This is a genomic window from Streptomyces pimonensis, assembly GCF_041380215.1.
Taxonomy (GTDB): Bacteria; Actinomycetota; Actinomycetes; order Streptomycetales; family Streptomycetaceae; genus Streptomyces; species Streptomyces pimonensis.
In genome coordinates, this window is sequence record NZ_JAHWZY010000054.1 from 1 (window position 1) to 21,646 (window position 21,646).

13 protein-coding genes and 1 pseudogene are annotated in these 21,646 nt (G+C 72.1%); 6 read left to right on the top strand and 8 right to left on the bottom strand.

Annotation, left to right across the window (positions count from 1 at the left end):
- The 3 genes and pseudogenes from KYY02_RS31235 to KYY02_RS31245 all read left to right on the top strand — a co-directional run.
- Window positions 1–277: pseudogene (locus KYY02_RS31235) on the top strand (ABC transporter ATP-binding protein); the annotation flags it as partial.
- 91 nt (window positions 278–368) lie between these two features.
- Complete coding sequence (locus tag KYY02_RS31240; RefSeq protein WP_371243926.1) at window positions 369–2,561, top strand: CDP-glycerol glycerophosphotransferase family protein; 2,193 nt, start codon at window positions 369–371, stop codon at window positions 2,559–2,561.
- The gene (locus KYY02_RS31245) at window positions 2,558–4,225 is read left to right on the top strand and encodes a glycosyltransferase family 2 protein (RefSeq protein WP_371243928.1); all 1,668 of its coding nucleotides are present in this window, start codon (window positions 2,558–2,560) and stop codon (window positions 4,223–4,225) included. The genes KYY02_RS31240 and KYY02_RS31245 overlap by 4 nt, the downstream gene beginning before the upstream one ends.
- Window positions 4,226–4,330: 105 nt before the next feature.
- On the opposite strand, the gene KYY02_RS31250 is transcribed toward KYY02_RS31245, so the two are convergent.
- The 4 genes from KYY02_RS31250 to KYY02_RS31265 form a co-directional block, all read right to left on the bottom strand.
- A complete protein-coding gene (locus tag KYY02_RS31250) occupies window positions 4,331–5,863 on the bottom strand; it encodes a hypothetical protein (RefSeq protein ID WP_371243930.1) in 1,533 nt (510 codons plus the stop codon).
- Between the two features lie 122 nt (window positions 5,864–5,985).
- Window positions 5,986–10,926, bottom strand: coding sequence for an NAD-glutamate dehydrogenase (locus tag KYY02_RS31255; protein ID WP_371243932.1), 4,941 nt, complete (start codon window positions 10,924–10,926; stop codon window positions 5,986–5,988).
- A gap of 436 nt (window positions 10,927–11,362) precedes the next feature.
- Entirely contained in the window at window positions 11,363–12,031 is a 669-nt protein-coding gene (locus KYY02_RS31260) for an HAD family hydrolase (RefSeq protein WP_371243934.1), read from the bottom strand.
- 46 nt (window positions 12,032–12,077) lie between these two features.
- Entirely contained in the window at window positions 12,078–12,584 is a 507-nt protein-coding gene (locus KYY02_RS31265) for a DUF6912 family protein (RefSeq protein ID WP_371243936.1), read from the bottom strand.
- 566 nt (window positions 12,585–13,150) lie between these two features.
- Between KYY02_RS31265 and KYY02_RS31270 the strand changes: the two genes are divergently transcribed.
- Window positions 13,151–13,732 carry an Rv3235 family protein gene (locus tag KYY02_RS31270; RefSeq protein WP_371243938.1) on the top strand — a complete coding sequence of 194 codons (582 nt, stop codon included), beginning with the start codon at window positions 13,151–13,153 and terminating at the stop codon, window positions 13,730–13,732.
- A gap of 66 nt (window positions 13,733–13,798) precedes the next feature.
- Here KYY02_RS31270 and secA read toward each other — a convergent pair whose 3' ends face one another.
- Window positions 13,799–16,645, bottom strand: coding sequence for a preprotein translocase subunit SecA (gene secA, locus KYY02_RS31275; RefSeq protein WP_371243940.1), 2,847 nt, complete (start codon window positions 16,643–16,645; stop codon window positions 13,799–13,801).
- A 279-nt stretch (window positions 16,646–16,924) separates the two neighbouring features.
- Here secA and KYY02_RS31280 point away from each other — a divergent pair, with 279 nt between their 5' ends.
- Both KYY02_RS31280 and KYY02_RS31285 read left to right on the top strand, forming a co-directional pair.
- Window positions 16,925–17,494, top strand: coding sequence for a GNAT family N-acetyltransferase (locus KYY02_RS31280; RefSeq protein ID WP_371243942.1), 570 nt, complete (start codon window positions 16,925–16,927; stop codon window positions 17,492–17,494).
- Between the two features lie 48 nt (window positions 17,495–17,542).
- Window positions 17,543–18,730: a winged helix-turn-helix domain-containing protein gene (locus KYY02_RS31285; RefSeq protein ID WP_371243944.1), complete on the top strand. Its 1,188-nt coding sequence runs from the start codon at window positions 17,543–17,545 to the stop codon at window positions 18,728–18,730.
- 13 nt (window positions 18,731–18,743) lie between these two features.
- Here the strand turns inward: KYY02_RS31285 and KYY02_RS31290 are convergent, their stop codons facing one another.
- From KYY02_RS31290 to KYY02_RS31300, 3 genes are all read right to left on the bottom strand, one after another.
- Window positions 18,744–19,490, bottom strand: a complete 747-nt coding sequence (locus tag KYY02_RS31290; RefSeq protein ID WP_371243946.1) for a response regulator — start codon at window positions 19,488–19,490, stop codon at window positions 18,744–18,746.
- Window positions 19,491–19,695: 205 nt separating this feature from the next.
- Window positions 19,696–20,388, bottom strand: coding sequence for a ribosome hibernation-promoting factor, HPF/YfiA family (gene hpf / locus KYY02_RS31295; protein ID WP_371243948.1), 693 nt, complete (start codon window positions 20,386–20,388; stop codon window positions 19,696–19,698).
- Window positions 20,389–20,699: 311 nt separating this feature from the next.
- Window positions 20,700–21,590: a ComF family protein gene (locus KYY02_RS31300; protein WP_371243950.1), complete on the bottom strand. Its 891-nt coding sequence runs from the start codon at window positions 21,588–21,590 to the stop codon at window positions 20,700–20,702.
- Between the last annotated feature and the right edge of the window lie 56 nt (window positions 21,591–21,646).

Here is a 21,646-nt window from a genome sequence, read left to right on the forward strand (position 1 = left end):
CCTGGTCGACGAGGCGCTGGCCACCGGCGACCGTTCCTTCCAGAAGCGCTCCGAGGCCCGGATCCGGGAGCTGCGCGAGCGGGCGGGCACGGTGTTCCTGGTCAGCCACAACAACAAGTCGATCCGCGACACCTGCGACCGTGTGCTGTGGCTGGAGCGGGGCGAGCTGCTGATGGACGGGCCGACGGAGGACGTGCTCAAGGAGTACGAGGCGTTCACCTCGGGCACGGACAAGGCCCGCAAGCCGAAACCGAGGGCGGTACCGGTGCCCTCCTGAGGCCCACGCCCGCGCGGCCACTTCTTCGCATTGATGCCAATATGACCGAAGAGGACCGTCCGGAGCGACGAGCAGCCGAAGGAGTCCCGCGATGCCCGAGCTCAGCGTCATCGTCCACGGGCCGAACACCCAGGACCACCTGACCGGCCTGCTCGGCTCCCTCGCCGGCCGTCCCCTCCCCGACACCGAGGTCGTCGTCGCCGCCGTCGGCGACTGGGCCCGCGAGACCGCCCAGCGGCACGCCCCCCACGTCCGGGTGCTGCCCCTGCCCGACGGCACGTCCGACGCGACGGCCCGGACGGCGGGGGCGGCACGGGCCACCGGCCGCTGGCTGCACTTCGTCCGCGCCAAGGACGGCCTGCCGCCCGGCAGCACCCGCACCGTCGCCGAACGGGTCGCCGAGCTCCCCGGCGCCGTGGACGTCCTGCTCCTGGACCACCTGCGCAGCACCTGGCGCGGTTCGGGACCGCCCTCGGCGGACGGCCCGCTGCTCGCCCGCGCGGGCCGCACCGACCTCGCCCTCGACGACAGCGCCCACCTGCTGCGCCTGACCCCGCTGCTCGGCACCCGCGTCCTGCGCGCCGGCTTCTGGCGGACCCATCAGGACCGGCTCACCACCGACGACGAACCGCTGGCGGCCCTCGCCGCCCTGCTGCTCGCCGACCGCGTCGCCACCCTGCCGCACATCGCCCACGAGGACCGCCGGCTGCGGCCGGCCGCCCTCCCCCCGGTCACCCCCGCCCAGCACTACGCACTCGTCGACCGCTACGAGAGCCTCCTCGACCTCGCCCGCAGACGCCCCGCCGTCTACACCGTGCTCTACGAGATCATGGTCCGTGACTGCCTGCGCGCCTTCGCCCGCGGCGACATGCCCGAGGACGTGGCCCGGGAGTTCTTCCACCGGGCCTCGACCGCCGCCCTGCGCCGCCGCCCCGAGGGCCACCGGCGTCCCGCGGGCCCGGAGGGCATCCGCCGCGCCCTGCTCGAAGAGGGCGCCTACGGAAAGTACCGCGCCTTCCAGACCGCCAACCGCACCCGCCGCGCCGTGCGGTCCACGGTGCGCACCGGCAGGCAGCGCCTCGGCGCCCGGGTCCGCGACCAGCGGTACCGCAGGGCCCTGCGCCGCCCCGTCGACCCCCGCCTCGCGGTGTTCGCCGCCTACTGGAACCGCGGGGTCGCCTGCAACCCGGCCGCGATCGCCGCGAAGCTAGCCGAGCTCGCCCCGCACATCCACCCGGTGTGGGTGGTGACCGGCGAGAACGCCGCCCTGCTCCCGCCCGGCACCGACCACGTCGTCCCCGGCACCCGCCGCTACTGGGAGGTGCTCGCCACCGCGAAATACCTCGTCAACAACGTCAACTTCCCGAACGCCGTGGTCAAGCGCCCCGACGCGGTCCACCTCCAGACCCACCACGGCACCCCGCTCAAGCGCATGGGCGTGGACCAGATGCCGTTCCCGGCCGCCGCCCGGGGCCTGGACTTCGACGCGCTGCTGGAACGCGTCGACAAATGGGACTACAGCATCTCCAGCAACAGCCACACCACCCGCATGTGGGAGAGGGCGTACCCGTCCCGGTTCGTCTCGCTCGACTACGGCTATCCGCGCAACGACGTCTACTACACGGCCGGCGCCGACGACATCCGGGCGGTCCGCGCCCGCCTCGGCATCGCGCCGGGCCGCCGGGCCGTCCTGTACGCGCCCACGCACCGCGACTACGAGGCCGGCTGGACCCCGCGCCTGGATCTCGCCGCGCTCTGCGACCGCCTCGGCGAGGACACCGTGCTGCTGGTGCGCGGCCACTACTTCTACGACGGCTCCGCCTCCCCGCTGACCGGACCGCGCCGCCCGGGCCGCGTCGTGGACGTCTCCTCCTACGACCCGGTGGAGGAGCTGTGCCTGGCCGCCGACGTCCTGGTCACGGACTACTCGTCGATCATGTTCGACTACGCCAACCTCGACCGCCCGATCGTCGTCCACGCCGACGACTGGGAGACGTACCGCACCACGCGCGGGGTCTACTTCGACCTGACGGCGGAGGCGCCCGGCCCGGTGGCCCGCACCCAGGAGCAGCTGACCGGGATCCTCACCACCGACGCCTGGCGCGACGACAGCGCGGCGAAGGCCAGGGCCGTCTTCCGCCGCCGGTTCTGCGAGTACGACGACGGCCGCGCCGCCGAACGCGTCGTGCGCCGGGTCTTCCTCGGCCAGGACGAGGCGTCGCTGCCGCCGGTGCTGCCGATCGCGGAACGCACCCCGGCCCCGAAGCCCGAGGAGACGTCATGAGCACCCCGCAGGTCCCCGACGTCACCGTCACGGTGATCGTGCACAACGACGCCGGACGGCTTCCCCGCGCGGTGGAGTCCGTGCGCCGCCAGACCCACCGGAACCTGGAGATCGTCATCAGCGACGACCACTCCACGGACGACACCCCCCGGGTGGCGCTGGCGCTGGCGGCCCGCGACCGCCGCATCCGGTGCCTTCGGCTGCCGGAGAACAGCGGCGGGTGCAGCGCGCCGCGCAACCGCGCGCTGGAGATCGCGCGGGCACCGTACCTGATGTTCCTCGACAGCGACGACGAGCTCCCCGAGGGGGCGGTCGCGGCGTTGCTCGCCGCGCACCGCGAACGCGACCTCGACTTCGCGATGGGCGCGGTGCGGCGGATCCGGGTGGACACCGGCCGCCGCTCCACCTGGATGCCGCACCTCGTACGGGAGCGCCGCACCCTGGACGGCATCGAGGCCGACCCGCGGCTGTTCTTCGAGCACCTGTCGACCGGCAAGATGTACGCCCGCGCCTTCCTCGACCGGCACGACCTGCGCTTCCCCGAGGGCATCCACTACGAGGACCAGTTGTTCTCTGCCCAGGCGTACTGCCTGGCGAAGCGGTTCACGATCGTTCCCGAGCCGGTGTACCTCTGGTACGTCGCCCCGTACGCGGGACCCGGCGCCGCGTCCATCTCCAACCAGCGGCACCTGCTCACCAACGTCCGTGACCGGATCCACGTCCAGCGGCTGGTCGACGCGTTCCTGGTGGAGAGCGGGCACGGGGCGCTGCGCGAGGACAAGGACCACAAGTTCCTGAAGCACGACTTCCGGATGTACGCGGGCGATCTGCCGTACCGGGACGAGGAGTGGCTGGCGGCCTTCGCGGACCTGGTGAACCCGTACCTGGAGACCCTGTCGCCGGGCGCGTACACCCGGCTCCCCCGCGCCGAGCGGGTGGTGCTCCGGCTCCTGCGCGACCGGCGCCTGACCGAGGTCCGGTGGGCCGCCCGGGGGCTGGGGCACGACGTCGCCCCCAGGGAGCTGACCAGGGGCCCGGACGGCCGTACGTACTGGGGCGGGCGGGTCCCCGGGTCGGCGGGCGCCCGCCGTGAACTGGACCTGACCGAGCTGGAGCCGGCCACCCGCCCGTTCTCCGTCGCCTGGTTCCGCCACGAGATCACCGGGATCACCCGGGGGCCGGGGGCCTCCGTCGACCTGACCGTGCGCACGTACGACCCGGCCCTGCGCCTCCCGGTCGGCCCGCAGCGCGCGAGCCTGGTCGTCTCCCCCGGCCGGCGCCGCCTGACCGTCCCCTTCCGGCTCTCCCCGGTCCGCCCCGGCGTCTTCGAGGGCCGCGTCCGTCTCGACCCGGCGGCCGCGCGCCTCCCCCTCAGCGGCTTCGCCGGGGTGCGCCACCCGCTGGTCCGGCTGGTCTGCCGGGGGCGCGGCAACCGGGGGCTGCTGCTGGCCCCGCCGGCCTTCCCTCCCCTGACCGCCCGCGTCCCGCGCCACCGGATCACGGTCGAGCCCGAGGGCCGGGGCCCGGGCCGCCTCCAGCTCCGCTGGCAGCCGACCGGCCTCACCGCGAACGTGCTCCACCCGGCGGCCCACCGCCTGGCCGGCCCCCGGGTCCGCCGAGCGGCCCGCTTGGCGGCGAGCGTGTTCAGCCCGTCCGGCGCTTGACCTGCTCAGCCCCTCCGGAGTTCGGGGAGCCGGGGGTCCGGGGCAGCGCCCCGGGGACGGCGGGGGCGGGACGGACAGGGCCGGCCGGCACGGCGCCGTCACGGCTCAGGGCACCGCGTAGAGCACCTCCCCCTGCGGGCCCGGCCCCCGCGCCACCACCCGCAGACCGGCGTCGACCGATTCCCCGGGACCGGCCACGACCCACCGCACCCCGTACTCCCGCTCGATCCCCCGCCGCACGGCCGCCGGCGTCCCCTCCGCGAAGTACACCCCCGTGGCCGACGCCCGCCGCTCCTCGTCCGGGAGGAAGAAGTCGGGGTACCCCGGAGCGACCGTGTAGGGCCCGTACGCCGGTATCTGGCGGGCCGGCCGCCCCTGCGCCATGACCACGTCCCCGTACCGCACCCACGGCGTGATCCAGTGGTACCCCGTCCAGGGCACCCGGTACCGGTCCTCCACCACCGCCGGCAGCACACCGCGCGGCACCACGTACCCCAGCGTCCCCGCCTGCGCCCACCCACCGAGCAGCAACGCCCCGGCCAGCAGGGCCGTCCACCCGGCACGCAGCCGGCGCCGCCCCGCTCCCACCGCCTCCAGCGCCGCCGCGAGCTGTGCCGGGATCAGCACGGCGGGCAGGGCGCGCCCCCACGAGTAGTGGCCGCTCAGCCACCCCGCCGCGACGACCGCCGCCCCCAGCGCGAAGAAGACCACCAGCGGATCCCGGCGCTCCCGCCGCCCCCGCGCGACCAGCGCGACCACTCCCAGCAGCGCCAGCCCGAACCGCGCGACCGGCTGCTCGTACAGCACCCGGTGCACCGCCTCCAGCCCGCTCCCGGCGCCGAACAGCGCGAAGAAGTCGTAGTACGGCCATGCCCACAGCACACCCGTCCCCACCAGCAGCCCGGCGCCGAGCCCCGGCCACACCGCACGTCCGGGCCGCCGCGCCGCGAGCACCGTGGCGGCGGCGCCCGCCGTGGCCACGACCCCCGAGAACTGGTGGCAGAGCAGGATCACCGCCCAGAGCGCTCCCGGACCGAGCCACGCCGACCACCCGGCCTCCCGGCGCAGCGCCCCCGTCAGCCACGCCCAGAAGTGGAAGGCGAGCCCGAGGGTGAACGTGCTCGGGTACGACACCGTCAGCGCGAGCGAGTCGAGCCCGGGGAAACCGCTCCACCGGAACGGGGTCGTGCCCCACAGCAGCAGCAGGCTCAGCAGGGCGAGCGCGGGAGCGGCCCGGTGCGCGCTCAGCGTCCGCACGTACCGCCACACGCCCGTCACCAGCAGCGCCAGTCCGGCGGCGGCGGCCAGCCGCAGCACCACGAACACCGAGAGCCCGGACAGACGGGCGACGGTGCCGAGCAGCAGCATCCACGGCGAGTAGTACGGGCTCGGCGTGTCCGCGTCGACCAGCGGGTTGCCGGGGGCGAACGGGCTGTGCCGCAGCCGCTGCACGGTCGCCGCGTGCATGCCCAGGTCGCCGATCCAGGGGAGCCGCACGATCACCAGGGCCAGCAGGACGAGGACGAGTCCGGCGCCGGCCAGCGCCGCGGTCCGGCCCGCGCCCGCCGAACGGTCCGGGGCGCGTCGCGCCCCGGACCGTTCGGCGGGCGCGACGAGCGACGAGCGACGAGCGATCACACAGGAGCCATTGCCCGAAACGGCGAGCCCGCACCGGATCCCCGCCCACACCCACCCAAGGCACCACAACGGCGCGGGGGCGCCCCGGGCCCGACGGCCGGGGCGCCCCCGCGTACACCCGCCTACGAGTGCGACCGCAGCAGCGTCCGCATCGTCCGCATCGCCACCGACAGGTTGGCGAGATCGAACGCGTCGGAGCCGTGGATCTCCTCCAGGGTGGTGCGGGCCCGGCCCAGCAGCGCCGCGTTCTTCCGCTCCCACAGCTCGAAGCGCTGCTGCGGCGTCGACGAGCCGTTGCCCACCGCCAGCACGTCCGCGGCCACCGCCGCGTGCGCCGCGTACAGGTCCTCACGGATCGCCGCGCGGGCCATGGACTGCCAGCGGTCGGCGCGCGGCAGCTCGATGATGCGGTCCATCAGCTGGGTGATGCGCAGCCGGTCCCCGAGGTCGTAGTACACCTCGGCGACGTCCAGCGGCTCCTTGCCCGTCCGGTCGGCCACCGACACGATGTCGAGCGTCGGGAAGGCGGAGGAGAACCCGGCGACCCGGGTGGCCAGCTCCTCCGGGACCCCGGCGCCGCTCAGCTCGTCGTGGATCCGCTGGTACCAGTCCAGGTCCGCGCCGCGCAGCAGCTTCGGCAGCTGCGCCCAGACCTGCTCGACCCGCTCGGCGAAGAACTCCACCGTCTCCGCCAGCTCCAGCGGCTGCGGCCGGTTGTTGAGCAGCCACCGCGTACCGCGCTCCACCAGCCGGCGCGAGTGCAGCCGGATGCGGGTCTGGACGTCCGCGTCGACCGTGTTGTCGAGCGCCTCGACCTCGTCCCACACCATCGAGGAGCGGAAGATCGCGCGGGCCGCGGCCTGCGCCCGGACGATCTCCTCCAGCGACGCGCCGGTCTCCTCGCGCATCCGGTGCAGGTACGTCGTGCCGCCCGTGTTGACCGTGTCGTTGACCAGCACCGTCGTGATGATCTCGCGGCGCAGCGGGTGGGTGTCGATCCGGTCGGGGAACTGCTCGCGCAGCGCCGTCGGGAAGTACGCGTGCAGCAGCACCTTCAGGTACGGGTCGTCGGGGAGCGAGGTCCGCAACAGCTCCCCGGCGACCGTGATCTTCGTGTACGCCAGCAGCACGGCCGTCTCCGGCCCGGTCAGGCCCTGCCCGGACGCGAGCCGCTCGCGGATCTGGCGGTCGGTGGGCAGGAACTCCAGGGCCCGGTCCAGCAGGCCCTCGCGCACCAGGTGCTTCAGGAACCGCTGCTGGGCGTGGACCATGTCCTTGGACTGCGCCAGCGCGTTGGCGATGGCGGTGTTCTGCGCGTAGTTGTTGCGCAGCACCAGCCGGCCGACCTCGTCGGTCATCTCCGCGAGCAGCTTGTTGCGCTGCTTGACGGTCATGTCGCCGTCCTTGACGAGACCGTTGAGCAGGATCTTGATGTTCACCTCGTGGTCGGAGGTGTCCACGCCCGCGCTGTTGTCGATCGCGTCGGTGTTGAGCCGGCCGCCGTGCAGTGCGAACTCGATCCGGCCGAGCTGGGTCATGCCCAGGTTGCCGCCCTCGCCGACGACGGAGACCCGCAGGTCCTTGCCGTTGACGCGGATGGCGTCGTTGCCCTTGTCGCCGACGTCGGCGTTGGACTCGGTGGAGGCCTTGACGTACGTGCCGATGCCGCCGTTCCACAGCAGGTCCACCGGCGCCGTGAGGATCGTCCTCATCAGGTCGGCCGGGGTCATCCTGGTGACGCCGGGCTCGATGCCGAGGGCCTCGCGGATCTGCGAGTTGACCGGGATGGACTTGGCGCTGCGCGGGAAGATCCCGCCGCCGGCCGACAGCAGCCCGGTGTCGTAGTCCTCCCAGGAGCTGCGCGGCAGCTCGAACAGACGACGGCGCTCGGCGTAGGAGACGGCCGCGTCCGGGTTCGGGTCGATGAAGATGTGCCGGTGGTCGAAGGCGGCGACCAGGCGGATGTGCTCGCTGAGCAGCATGCCGTTGCCGAACACGTCACCGGACATGTCACCGATGCCGACGACCGTGAAGTCCTGGGTCTGGGTGTCCACGCCCAGTTCCCGGAAGTGCCGCTTCACCGACTCCCAGGCGCCGCGGGCGGTGATGCCCATGCCCTTGTGGTCGTAGCCCGCGCTGCCGCCGGAGGCGAAGGCGTCACCGAGCCAGAAGTTGTACGACTCGGCGACCTCGTTGGCGATGTCGGAGAACTTCGCGGTGCCCTTGTCCGCGGCGACGACGAGGTAGGTGTCGTCCTCGTCGTGCCGGACGACGTCCGCCGGGTGCACGACTTCGCCGGCCACCATGTTGTCGGTGATGTCGAGCAGCGCCGAGATGAACGTCCGGTAGCTGGCGATGCCCTCCGCCATCCAGGCGTCGCGGTCGACGTTCGGGTCGGGCAGCTGCTTGGCGACGAAGCCGCCCTTGGCGCCCACCGGCACGATGACGGTGTTCTTCACCATCTGCGCCTTGACCAGGCCGAGGATCTCGGTGCGGAAGTCCTCCCGGCGGTCCGACCAGCGCAGACCGCCGCGCGCGACCTTGCCGAAGCGCAGGTGCACGCCCTCGACGCGCGGCGAGTACACCCAGATCTCGAACGCCGGGCGCGGCGCCGGGAGGTCCGGGATGGCCTGCGGGTCGAACTTCATGGAGACGTAGTCGTGCGGCACGCCGCCGCTCGCCTCCTGGAAGAAGTTGGTGCGCAGCGTCGCCTTGATGACCGTGAGGAAGGAGCGCAGGATGCGGTCCTCGTCCAGCGAGGCGACCTGGTCGAGGGCGGCGTCGACCTCCTCGAGCAGCGCGTCCACCAGCTCGTGACCGGCGCGCTGCCGGTCCGGCGACATCCGTGCCTCGAACAGGGAGACGAGCAGCCGGGTGGTGTGGACGTTGTGGCGGAGGGTGTCCTCCATGTAGTCCTGGCTGAAGGTGGAGCCCGCCTGGCGCAGGTACTTGGCGTACGCCCGCAGCACCACGGCCTGCCGCCAGGTCAGTCCGGCGCTGAGCACGAGGGCGTTGAAGCCGTCGTTCTCCGCCTTGCCCGTCCAGGCCGCCGCGAAGGCGTCCTGGAACCGCTCCCGGGCGTCGTCGCCGAGGCGGTCGGCGCCCCCGGGCATCCGCAGGCCGAAGTCGTAGATCCAGGCCACGCTGCGGTCCGCGCACCGCAGCTCGTACGGCCGCTCGTCGACGACCTCGACGCCGAGCCGCTGGAGCACCGGCAGCACCGCGGACAGGGAGATGGCCTCCCCCTTGCGGTAGATCTTGAAGCGGCGCTCCTCGGCGCCCGCGCCCACCGGTTCGTACAGGCTGAGCGCGAAGTCCCGCTCCTCGTCGAGCTCCTCGAGACGCGCCAGGTCGGCGACGGCGGCGCGCGGGGGGTGGTCGGCCTTGTAACCCTCGGCGAAGGCGCCCGCGTAGCGGCGCAGCAGCTCGGCGGCGCGTTCCTCGCCGAACTCGATGTTCAGTGCCTCGGCGAAGCCGTCGGCCCAGGAGCGGGCGGCCTCGACGAGCCGGGCCTCGATGCGTTCCTTGTCGGCGTCGGACAGCTGGGGCAGTTCGGTGCCCTGCGGGACGCGGACCACGAAGTGCAGCCGGGAGAGGACCGACTCGGTGTTCCAGGCGGTGAAGTCGACGCTGATGCCGCCGAGCTCCTCCTTGAGGATGTCGATGATCCGCAGGCGCACACCGGTGGTGTAGCGGTCGCGCGGCAGGTAGACGAGGGCGGAGTAGTAGCGCCCGTACTCGTCCTGGCGCAGGTAGAGCCGGAGCCGGCGGCGCTCCTGGAGGTAGAGCACCGAGGTCACGATGGGCTGGAGTTCGCCGACCGGGGTCTGGAACAGCTCGTCGCGCGGATAGGTCTCCAGGATCTGGAGCAGGTCGCGCCCGTCGTGGCTGTGCGGCAGGAAGCCGGCGCGCTCCAGGACCTCCTCGACCTTGCGCCGGATCACCGGCACCCGGCGCACGGACTCGGTGTAGGCGGCCGAGGAGAACAGTCCGAGGAAGCGCCGCTCGCCGACGACGTTGCCGTCCGCGTCGAACTTCTTGACGCCGATGTAGTCCAGGTACGAGGGCCGGTGCACGGTGGCCCGGCTGTTGGCCTTGGTCAGCACCAGCACCTTGTGCTCGCGCGCCTTGGCGCGGGCGTCGGCGGGCAGCCGCTCGAAGGCCGGGCTGACCGGGTGGCCCTCGTCGGCGGAGTGGTGCGGGTCGGAGCGCAGTATGCCGAGGCCGGTGCCGGGGACGGCGGCCAGCGAGTCGTCCTCACGGAGCTGGTACTCGCGGTAGCCGAGGAAGGTGAAGTGGTCGTCGGCGAGCCAGCGCAGCAGCTCACGGGCCTCCTCGACCTGCGACGCGGGCAGGTCGGCGGGGACGGGTTCGCCGGGCAGCGCCTCGGCCAGCGCGGTCGCGGCCTGGCGCATCTTGCCCCAGTCCTCGACCGCCTCGCGGACGTCGGAGAGGATCCGCAGCAGGTCGGTGGTGATCTGCTTGAGGTCGCCGCGGTCGGTCTCGCGGTCGATCTCCACGTGGATCCAGGACTCGACGTGCGCGTCGTGCGGGAGGTCGCGGGCGTCGTGCGGGAGGTCGCCGCCGGCCGAGGTGCTGAGCACCTCGATCAGCTGGCCGGTGACGTCCCTGCGGACCACGAACTGCGGGTGGATGACGACGTGGATGCCGCGGCCCTGGCGGGTCAGCTCGTTGGTGACGGAGTCGACCAGGAAGGGCATGTCGTCGGTGACCACCTCGACGACGGAGTGGCTGCAGGTCCAGCCGTTCTCCTCGACGGTCGGGGTGTGGACGCGGACGTTGGCCGTGCCCTGGGGACGGCTTTCGGCGAGCCGGTAGTGCGAGTAGGCGGCTCCGAAGATGTCGACCGGGTCGCGGTCGGCCAGGTCCTCCGGGGCGGTGTGCAGGTAGTAGCGCTGGAGGAACTCGAGCACGGTGTCCCGGTCGGACATGCCCTTGTCCGTCGTCCCGGTCGGCAGTTTCCCCCCGGCCGGGCTGTTCTCAGCTACCCGTGCCGCCCTTTCGAGCAGCTCGGCCTTGGCTTCGTCCAGCTTGGTCTGCATGGTCCTCTGGCTCCTGTCGCGCGCCGTTGCGTGACGTAGAAGGAAGTACGGTCTCCGGCCTCGTGGTGCGGTGGTACGACACAGGGTGTCCGGTCTGTACCGACGCTATGCCGCGAGGAAGGAGGAGCGGGGGTTTCTCGGCCGAATTCAGCGCGCCCGACGGGTGTGACACCGATCTCGGCGACACCTGTGCCCCGGGGGTGCGCCGCGTCCCGGGTGCCCTCTTGGCCCCGCGCCGCCCGCGAAGACCGGCGATCGCCACCCGGACACGGATGTCGTCCGTGTCACCCGGGCGCACAGCAGGGGCACCGAGGCCCCCGCGAGCTATCGCGCTGATCACGCCATAAGGCTATCGCTCCTTACAGGCCCCCCGTCATGAGCCGTATGTGTACAAAACCAGGTCCCGAACTTTGACGTTCTGCACAGTGCGCGCACTTCAGGAGGCCGCCAGGCGCTCCGCCTCCGCCACGGCTTCCCGCAGGGTGTCCACCACCGGGACGCCCACCGCCTCCAGGCTGGCGCGGCAGTGGGAGCCGCCGGTGTACAGGACGGCGCGCGCCCCCACGTGCAGTGCGGCCAGCGCGTCGTCGGCCGCGTCGCCGATCACCACCGTGCGCGCCGGGTCGACCCCGGCCAGCGCGCGAAGGTGGCGCACCATGTGCTCCGCCTTGCCGCCCCCCGAGGGGCCGGTCCGCCCGTCGACCCGTACGAAGTGCGTCTCGATGCCGAAGTCCCTCACCAGCGGGACCAGGTCCTCGTGCCCGTACAGGCTGAGGATGGACTGGCTGCGGCCGGCCGACCCCCATCCCGCCAGCAGCTCCGCCGCGCCCTCGGCGAGCCCGCACCGCACGTGGTGCTCCGTGTAGTGACGGTGGAAGGTGGCGTCCATCAGCTCCCACTCGGCCGGGCTGGGCAGCCGCCCCATCAGCCGCTCGTAGAACTTCGGCACCGGCACGCAGTACAGCTCCCGATACCGTTCCAGCGTGAGCGGTTCCAGGCCCAGCTCGGCGAAGGCCGCGTTCGTCGCCCCGATGACCGCGTCGACGTCGTGGAACAGCGTGCCGTTCCAGTCCCAGACGATGTGTGCGTCCGTATGCATCCCCATGCCCGAGAACGTACCCGCCCGCACCGACGTCGGGGAGGGCCCCGGATCAGCCGAGCAGGTGGGGGATCTCCTGGGTGGCGTACCACAGCAGTTCGTGGTCCTCCGCGCCGTCCACCGTGAACTGCGCGTCGTCGTCCCCGCGGTCCGCCGCCGGCAGCGCGTCGGCGGCGGCCGTCACGTCCGCCTCCGCGTCCGCCGCGTCCACGTGCACCGCGGCCGCCTCGGCCAGCCGTAGGGCGCCGGCGACCCGCACCTCCCCGAGGGCGGTCGGGTCGAGGCCCCGGTCGGGGTCGGCCGAGGCGGCGGCGTCGGGCACGTCCACGGCGACCACGACCCGGCGCCGCGGCGCACCGGCGTCCGCCGCCAGCAGCCGCAGGGAGGCCAGCGCGGCGCGGCTGAGCGCGGCGTACTCCAGCTCCTCGATGTCGTCGGAGAGGTACCACTCGCGCAGCGCGGGCGTCACGGCGTACGCGAGGAACGGCCCGTCGCCCAGCGCACCCGTCCTGTACGCCTCGGCGAGCCCGGGGAGGGTCAGGGGGACGTAGACGCGCATATCGGCTGCTTTCGTGTCATCGGGGCTCCGGAAGGGCCTTCAGGATACGTGCGGGCGTCCCCCATCGGGTCCCCGCCCACACCCCCCGACACGTCCACCTCCGTCCCGGGATTCACCCGGTGCGCCCGCGCGAGCACAGGGCTGAGGCCGTCTGGATCACTCTGATAAGTGAATCTCTCCGCCCCTCCGGTCCGCCCTCCGCCTCCTTGCCACCGCACCGCACGGCCCCGTACAAGATCCCCCATCACGGAGTTACTGTCCGGTACGGCTCCCCGGCCGTCCCGGGCCCGTCGAACGGGGTCCCCATGCACAAGGTCATGACCAGAACCCAGCACCGCCCCTCGCACCGTCCCCCCACCCGCCGAGACCCCCGCCGCCCCGCGGCCGCCACAGCGCCCCGCACCCCCACGGGCCGCCCCGCACCCGCCCCGTCCTCCCCCACGGGCACCGCCCCACCCCGTACCGCCCCGGAAGGAGCCGCGCCCACCGCCCACCCCGCCCAGGGCCGCCCAGCCCCCGCCGCTCCCGCCACGCCCCGCACGCCCGCGAGAAGCACCGCACGCGTCATGTCCCCCGCCGGAAACCGGCCGTCCCCCACGAGCACCGCCCCACCCCGTGTCCCCACCGGCAGGGCCCTCTCCGCCCCCTCCCCCGGCGGACGCCGGCCGGCCGCGGGGGTTCTCCCGACCCGGCCCGCCGACAACCGTCCGCCGGCCCGCGCGGCCCGGCGGGCCGCTTCGCCGGCGCCGTCGGCCGGCGCCCGCCCGCGCGTCACCGGCCGGTCCCCCCTCCGTCCCGTCGTCCCCCGGCCGGGGCCCACCGACCACTTCGCCGAGTTGCTGCTCGCCGTTCTCAGCGGGCAGCGTCCCGTGCACGCGATGCTGCGGCACACCGCCGGGCGGGCCTACGACGAGTTGGTGCGGCTCGCCGAGCGCGGGCCGCTGCGTACCCGGGGCGCCCGTCCCGTCGTACGCGACATCGGCTGGTTCGAGCCCCGTGAGGGCGCCCTCGAGGTGTTCGCCCGGATCGGGGCCGGGGACAGGCTGCGTGCCATGGCCTTCCGGCTGGAACAGGGCCGGGACCTGCGCTGGCGCTGCACCGCCGTGGAACTGGGCGGCCCGCGGGCGCACCGCCCTGACACCCGCTGAGCGCACGCGTGAAGGCCGAGGGCCGGGCACCCTGGGATGCCCGGCCCTCGGCCTTCACACAACCGCTCACTTCTTGCGGCGACGCCCGCCCCGCGCCTGCTTGCGGCGCTCCGCGCGTGTGAGGCCGTCCGCCTCGGAGCGCACCGGCTCGTCGTCGGTGGCGAACTCGCCCTCGATGGTGCCGCCCTCGCCGTCCACCGTCGGCGCGGAGAAGTGCAGGTTCCGCCGCTGCGGGGCGTCGAGCCCCTTGGCCCGGATCTCGGGGCGCGGCCCCGCCTGCGCGGGCACCGCGTCCTGCTTCTCCAGGTCGGCCACCGGCTTGACGTCCTCGACCGGGACCTCCTCGACCTGCTGCTCGACCTGGACCTCCAGGTTGAACAGATAGCCGACGGACTCCTCCTTGATGCCGTCCATCATGGCCTGGAACATGTCGAAGCCCTCGCGCTGGTACTCGACCAGCGGGTCCTTCTGCGCCATCGCGCGCAGGCCGATGCCCTCCTGGAGGTAGTCCATCTCGTAGAGGTGCTCACGCCACTTGCGGTCCAGGACCGACAGCACGACCCGGCGCTCCAGCTCACGCATGATCTCGGAACCGAGCTGCGCCTCACGGGCCTCGTACTGCGCGCGGATGTCGTCCTTGATGGACTCGGAGATGAACTCGGCCGTCAGCCCGGCCCGGTCGCCGGCCTCGTCCTCCAGCTCCTCGACGGTGACGCTCACCGGGTACAGCTGCCTGAACGCGCCCCACAGCCGGTCCAGGTCCCAGTCCTCGGGGAAGCCCTCGGCGGTCTCCGCCTGGACGTAGGCGTCGATGGTGTCGTCCATGAAGTGCTGGATCTGCTCCTGCAGGTCCTCGCCCTCCAGGACACGGCGCCGCTCACCGTAGATGACCTCACGCTGCCGGTTGAGGACCTCGTCGTACTTCAGGACGTTCTTGCGCGTCTCGAAGTTCTGCGTCTCCACCTGCGACTGGGCGGACGCGATCGCGCGCGTGACCATCTTGTTCTCGATCGGCACGTCGTCCGGCACGTTCGCCATGGACATCACGCGCTCGACCATCTGGGCCTTGAACAGCCGCATCAGGTCGTCACCGAGCGAGAGGTAGAAGCGGGACTCGCCGGGGTCGCCCTGACGGCCGGAACGACCACGCAGCTGGTTGTCGATGCGCCGCGACTCGTGCCGCTCGGTGCCCAGGACGTAGAGGCCGCCGATCTTCTCGACCTCCTCCTTCTCGGCCTTGACCGCCTCCTCGGCACGCTCGAGCGCCTCGGGCAGGGCATGCGCCCACTCCTCGATGTGCTCCTCGGGGTCGAGGCCGCGCTGACGCAGCTCCGCCTCGGCGAGGTCCTCGGGGTTGCCGCCGAGCTTGATGTCCGTACCGCGGCCGGCCATGTTCGTGGCCACGGTGACGGCGCCCTTGCGGCCGGCCTGGGCGACGATCTGCGCCTCGCGCTCGTGCTGCTTGGCGTTCAGCACCTCGTGCTGGATGCCACGCTTGCTGAGCTGCTGGGAGAGGTACTCGGACTTCTCCACCGAGGTGGTGCCGACGAGGATCGGCTGCCCCTTGCGGTGCTTCTCCTCGATGTCGTCGACGACCGCCTCGAACTTGGCGACCTCGGTGCGGTAGATCAGGTCCGACTGGTCCTTGCGCACCATCGGCCGGTTGGTCGGGATGGGCACCACGCCGAGCTTGTAGATCTGGTGGAACTCGGCGGCCTCGGTCATCGCCGTACCGGTCATGCCGGACAGGCCCGGCATCTCCTTGCCGTTGTGGTCGTGGCGCTTGTAGAGGCGGAAGAAGTTCTGGAGCGTGATCGTGGCGAGCGTCTGGTTCTCGTCCTTGATCGGCACCGCTTCCTTGGCCTCGATGGCCTGGTGCATGCCCTCGTTGTAACGGCGGCCGGCGAGGATACGGCCGGTGTGCTCGTCCACGATCATGACTTCGTCATCGATGATGACGTAGTCCTTGTCCTTCTTGAAGAGCTCCTTGGCCTTGATGGCGTTGTTCAGGTAGCCCACGAGCGGGGTGTTCACCGACTCGTACAGGTTGTCGATGCCCAGCCAGTCCTCGACCTTGGCGACACCGGACTCGTGGATGGCGACCGTGCGCTTCTTCTCGTCCACCTCGTAGTCGCCGGTCTCCTCGATGCCCTTGAGCGGGTTGCCGGGCTCGCCGCGCTTGAGGCGCTTGACCAACTTGGCGAAGTCGCCGTACCACTTGGTGGCCTGGTCGGCCGGGCCGGAGATGATCAGCGGCGTACGGGCCTCGTCGATGAGGATGGAGTCGACCTCGTCGACGATGGCGAAGTTGTGCCCGCGCTGGACGAGCTCCTCCTTGGACCACGCCATGTTGTCGCGCAGGTAGTCGAAGCCGAACTCGTTGTTCGTGCCGTAGGTGATGTCACAGGCGTACTGCTCGCGGCGCTGGGCCGGCGTCATGCTGGCGAGGATGCAGCCGACGCTCAGGCCGAGGAAGCGGTGGACGCGGCCCATCATCTCGGAGTCGCGCTCGGCCAGGTAGTCGTTGACCGTGATGATGTGGACGCCCTCACCGGACAGGGCGTTCAGATAGGCGGGCAGGGTGCCGACGAGGGTCTTGCCCTCACCGGTCTTCATCTCGGCCACATAGCCCATGTGCAGGGCGGTGCCGCCCATGATCTGGACGTCGTAGTGCCGCTGGCCCAGGACGCGCCTGGCGGCCTCACGGACGGTGGCGAAAGCCTCGGGGAGCAGATCGTCCAGGCTCTCACCGTCGGCGTACCGCTGCTTGTACTCATCGGTGAGGGCCCGCAGCTCGGCGTCGGAGAGGCCTTCGAAGTCCTCTTCGATGGAGTTGACCTGGTCCGCGATGCGGTGCAGCTTGCGCAGGATCTTGCCTTCGCCTGCACGCATGATCTTCGAGAGGACGGACACGGGGGTTGGTCTCCTTGCCGGTCGGGCCTGGGACGGTCGGTTTCCATTTCACTGACTGGGCAACGGCCATCGTATGCGAGGACCCCGCCACGCCGGGAGGCCTGCCGCGGGGGTGACCGTCGGCCGCTTCCCATCCGTTCCACGGCCGCCTCGAAAGGACAACGTCCGGGCCCCCCGGATGGTGCCGCCCCGCGCCGGCGAATCGCACGAAGGGTGATCACCGCCTCACGCACCGCGAAAGAGATGGCGCCGTTCCCCCCGCGTGAGCAGAATCGGCCGATGGAACCCGTCACGCTCACCACCGACCGCCTCCTGCTGCGCACGGTCGGCCCGCAGGAGACCGACGCCGTGTACGCGATCTGCCAGGACCCGGACATCCGGCGCTGGACCACGATCCCCTCCCCGTACCTCCCGGAGCACGCGCGGGGTTTCACCGAGCAGATCGCTCCCGAGGGGTGGGCGGACGGCTCGATGTTCACCTTCGGCGTCTTCCTGCCCACCGGGGAGCTCACGGGCATGCTCAGCCTCACCATGCGCTCCCTCGGGACGGCCGAGATCGGCTTCTGGGGCGCGAAGGAGCACCGCGGCAACGGCTACACCACCGAGGCCGCCCTCGCCGCCTCCCGCTGGGCCTTCACCCGGATGTCGGTCGACCGTGTGGAGTGGCGCGCGGAGGTGGGCAACGTCGCCTCCCGCGCGGTGGCGGAGCGCGCGGGCTTCACCATCGAGGGCGTCCTGCGTTCCTCGCTCAGCAACAAGGGAGTGCTGCGGGACGGCTGGGTGGGCTCCCTGCTCCCGTCCGACCTGGGCCTTCCCTCCACGACGCCCTACCTTCCCGGGCCGGGGTGAACCCGGCCCCTCCGCCGTTGTCAGTGTCGCCCTCTATCGTGCGGACGCATGACGACCCTTCCGCGTCCCACCACGGAACTGACGGCAGACGAGGCCCGCCGCATCGTCCTGCGGGCCCAGGGCTTCCTCGGCGCCCCGGACCGCCGCTCGGGCGTCCGGGGCGTCCTCCGCCGTCTGGGCGCGGTGCAGCTCGACACCATCTCCGTCCTCGCCCGCTCCCACGAACTCATCCCGTACGCCCGTCTGGGCGCCGTGGGGCGCCGGACCGTCGAGGAGGCGTACTGGAAGCAGGAGGACCGGCCGCCGCACGCGTTCGAGTACTGGTCGCACGCCGCGTGCATCCTCCCCGTCGAGGAGTGGCCCCACTTCGCCTTCCGCCGCCGCGCCTACCGCGCCCGCCCGCTCTGGAACCACGAGCTCCCCGACGGCGCCTACGACCAGGTGATCGAGCAGCTCCGCGCGGAGGGCCCCCTGACGGCCACGGAGCTGGGCGGCGCCAAGCGCACCAGCGAGTGGTGGGACTGGTCCGGCACCAAGATCGCCGTCGAGCGCGCCCTGATGTACGGCGAGGTGGTGTGCGTCGAGCGCCGCGGCTGGAAGCGGGTCTACGACCTCGCCGAGCGGGCGATCCCCGCGGAGCTGCTGCACGACGAGCTGGACGACGCCGAGTGCCTGCGCCGTCTGGTCCGTCTGGTCGGCCGGTCCCTCGGCGTGGGCACGCGCGCGGACATCGCCGACTACCACCGCCTCAAGGGCGAGCAGGTCGACGCGGTGATCGACGGCTCGGGTCTGGTCCCGGTCACGGTGGAGGGCTGGTCCAAGCCGGCCTGGGCCGACCCGGCGGCCCTGGCGACACCGCCGCGCGGCCGGCACCGTACGACGCTGCTGTCCCCGTTCGACTCCCTCGTCTGGGAACGGGCGCGCACGGAGCGGATCTTCGGCTTCACCCACCGCCTGGAGGCCTACGTCCCCAAGCCCAAGCGGGTGCACGGCTACTTCGCGATGCCCGTCCTCGCGGGCGGCCGGCTCGTCGGCCGGGTCGACCCGGCCCGTGAGGGCCGCACGCTGGTGGCCAAGCAGGTCACGCTGGACGGCCGCAAGGCGGTCCCCGCCGTGGCCCGGGCCCTGGTGGAGGCCGCGGGCTGGGTGGACTGCACGGACGTGCGCGTGGAGCGGGTCGACGCACCGGAGCTGCGCGAAGCCCTCACCCTGGAGCTCGCCCGGGTCCTCGGCTGACGCGGGGTGGCCGTCACCGGATCTCGAGGATCTTCTCCCGCATCGCGTAGACCACCGCCTCCATCCTGGAGTGCAGCTGGAGCTTCTCCAGGATGTTGCGCACATGGTTCTTCACGGTGTTCTCGGAGATGAACAGTTCCTTGGCGATGTCGCGGTTGTTCATCCCCGTGGCCACCAGCTTGAGGACTTCGAGTTCACGGTCCGTCAGCCGGGGCGCGGGCACCAGTCGGCGCTCGTCGGTGCGCTGGATCATCGACTTGAACTCGGTGAGCAGTTTCGACGCCATGGACGGGCTGATCTGCGACTGTCCGTCGGCCACCGCGCGGATGGCGGTGGCCACCTCGTCCGTGGAGATCTCCTTGAGGAGATAACCGGTCGCCCCCGCTTTGATGGCGTCGTAGAGATCGGCTTCCTCGTCGCTGATCGTCAGCATGATGATCTTCGCGCTGGGAGCGACCTCCTTGATGGAGGTGCACGCCTCGATCCCGCCCCGCTTGGGCATCCGCACGTCCATCAGGATGATGTCGGGCAGCAGGTCGGCCGCCTTCTCCACCGCCTCGGCGCCGTCCCCGGCCTCGCCGATGACCCGGATGTCCTCCTCGGCCGCGAGCACGATCTCCAGTCCGCGGCGGAACAGCGCATGATCGTCCACCACAAGGACTCTGATCGGCTCCTTGCGTGGAGTGTCCGCGTCCGGGCCCATGCCGACGACGCCCTCGTCGGCGCCCGCGTCACGCATCAGTCCGAAGCTGTCCGCCATCGTTCCTCCCCCTGAAGGCTGTGGCCTGTGGTCCTGACCATCGCCAACCCAAGGCAACGGCCCACCGGTTGGGCCGCTGCGGCCATGATTCCATGCCTGGCCGACACCGGGGCGCCGGTGTGCGCGCCGAGTGGTCGCACACCGGTGCCCCTGGGGGCGCACACGCGCACCAGGGGCACCACCGGCTCAGCCGTCACACGGCGGGTCAGCCGCCGAGCGTCCCGCCCGCCTCGGGGGACTGTGTCTGGGCGACCATCGTGTCCGTACTGAGGTGAATCACGCCGTAGTCGTAGGCGTGCCGCCGGTAGACGACGCTGGGCTCCTTGGTCTCGGAGTCGATGAAGAGATAGAAGTCGTGCCCGACCAGCTCCATCTCGTAGAGAGCCTGGTCGAGGGTCATGGGCGCTGCCACGTGGGTCTTCTCACGGACGATCAGGGGGCCGTCGCCCTGGACTTCCAGGGAGCCGATCCTCTTGGTCGGGACGGCTTCCTGCTCTTCCGCGGTGGAGCTTCCACCGACCCCGTTGAGCGTCGCCGCGCCCGGGACGTGGTCGGGGACCTCGGCGGCCGAGATCCTGCGCGCACCACGTCGCGAGAAACGCTTGTCGTGCTGCTTGCGCAGCCGGGCGTCCAGCTTCTCCGCCGCCAGATCGAGCGCCGCGTACGGGTCGCTCGCCGCTGCCTCCGCCCGGATCACCGGACCGCGGGAGCGGAGCGTGATCTCCACCCGGTCGCAGCGGTCGGCCTGTCGGGGGTTGGGCTCCTTGGACACCTCGACGTCGAGGCTGATCACCTTGCCGTCGAGCTTCTGGATCTTCTCCAGCTTCAGCTTCTCGGCCACGTGCTTCCGGAACCGCTCGGGCACCTCGGTCTTGCGGCCCTTGACGACGATGTCCACGCAGAACTCCGTTCCCGGATCGCTCCGCCTCGATGCGGAGCGCCTCCCTTTCGCACCAGATTCCGGTGACACCCGGAACCTCGGACTCGGTGACGTCCACCTCCTCCCCCATGGGCGAGATCTCCACTTCACCGGCGCGGGTGATAACGAAAAACTCGCAGCACGGTAATCGGATTCGAGAGGTGTGGCCTGCGGCTTTCCCTCACGACCGAACATATCTCGCTCGGACGGATGCCGTCACCCTCTACCGCGCTTTACCTCCATCCTGCTGAATTGCCCTTCTCATTACCTTCAACGACGCACGTTCTCAGTCAGTTCCGGTTTGTTTCGAAAACGTCCGGAGACGCCGCGACGACGGCGGCGCACATTCCGCCGATGACGCCGTCGGCGCTGTCCGCGCCCGCCGTGGCCGACGGCCGGCCGGACCGCCGGCCCGCCCGCTGTTGAACTGGTCCGTTCCGCTGTTCCCCTCTCCTTTCCCGCGTCTCTCCCCAGTACACGGACGCGGGCCCCGAAAAATTCGATCCGGCGCCCCGGCCCGGCGACCCGACCCACGACCGCGCCCGTACGGCACGCGCCGCCTCGGCCAGCGACGCCCCGGTCGTCATCAGGTCGTCGACCAGGACGACCCGGCCTGCCGAGAGCAGCCGGCCGCAGCCCGGGGCCACCGTCAGCGCGCCCGCGAGATTGGCCAGCCGCTGCCGGGCGTCGAGCCCCGACTGATCGGCCACGCCCCGTCGCTGCCGCAGCGCGGGAAGCACATGTGCGGGTACCCCCGCCCGCCGCAGCTCACCCGCCGCCGCGTACGCGATCCGCCGGACGGGATCATGCCCGCGCGCCCGCACCGCCCGCCGTGCGGAGGGTACGGGGACGAGCAGCACCGAGCCGCCCGCGCCCGGCGCGCGGACCGCTCCCAGTCCCGCCCGCACCGCTCCCGCCAGCGCCTCGCCGAGCGGTCCGGAGAGGGTCAGGGCGCCACGCTCCTTGTGGGCCAGCAGCGTGGCGCGTACCTCGTCCGCGTACCGGGCCGCCGCGTGCACCGACGGCAGCCCGGCCGGCTCGGGCACCGGCCGCACCCGGCACGGCACGGCCCCGCCCAGCGCCGTGCGGCACCGGGCGCAGAGCACCGTACGAGGTCTGCCGCAGCCGCCGCACTCGGCCGGAAGCACCAGGTCGGTGAGGTCCCGCCACCAGTCCCGCATGGGACCACTGTGCCAACGCCCGTCACACCCGGCCACCCCTGTGGATAACTCGGGGG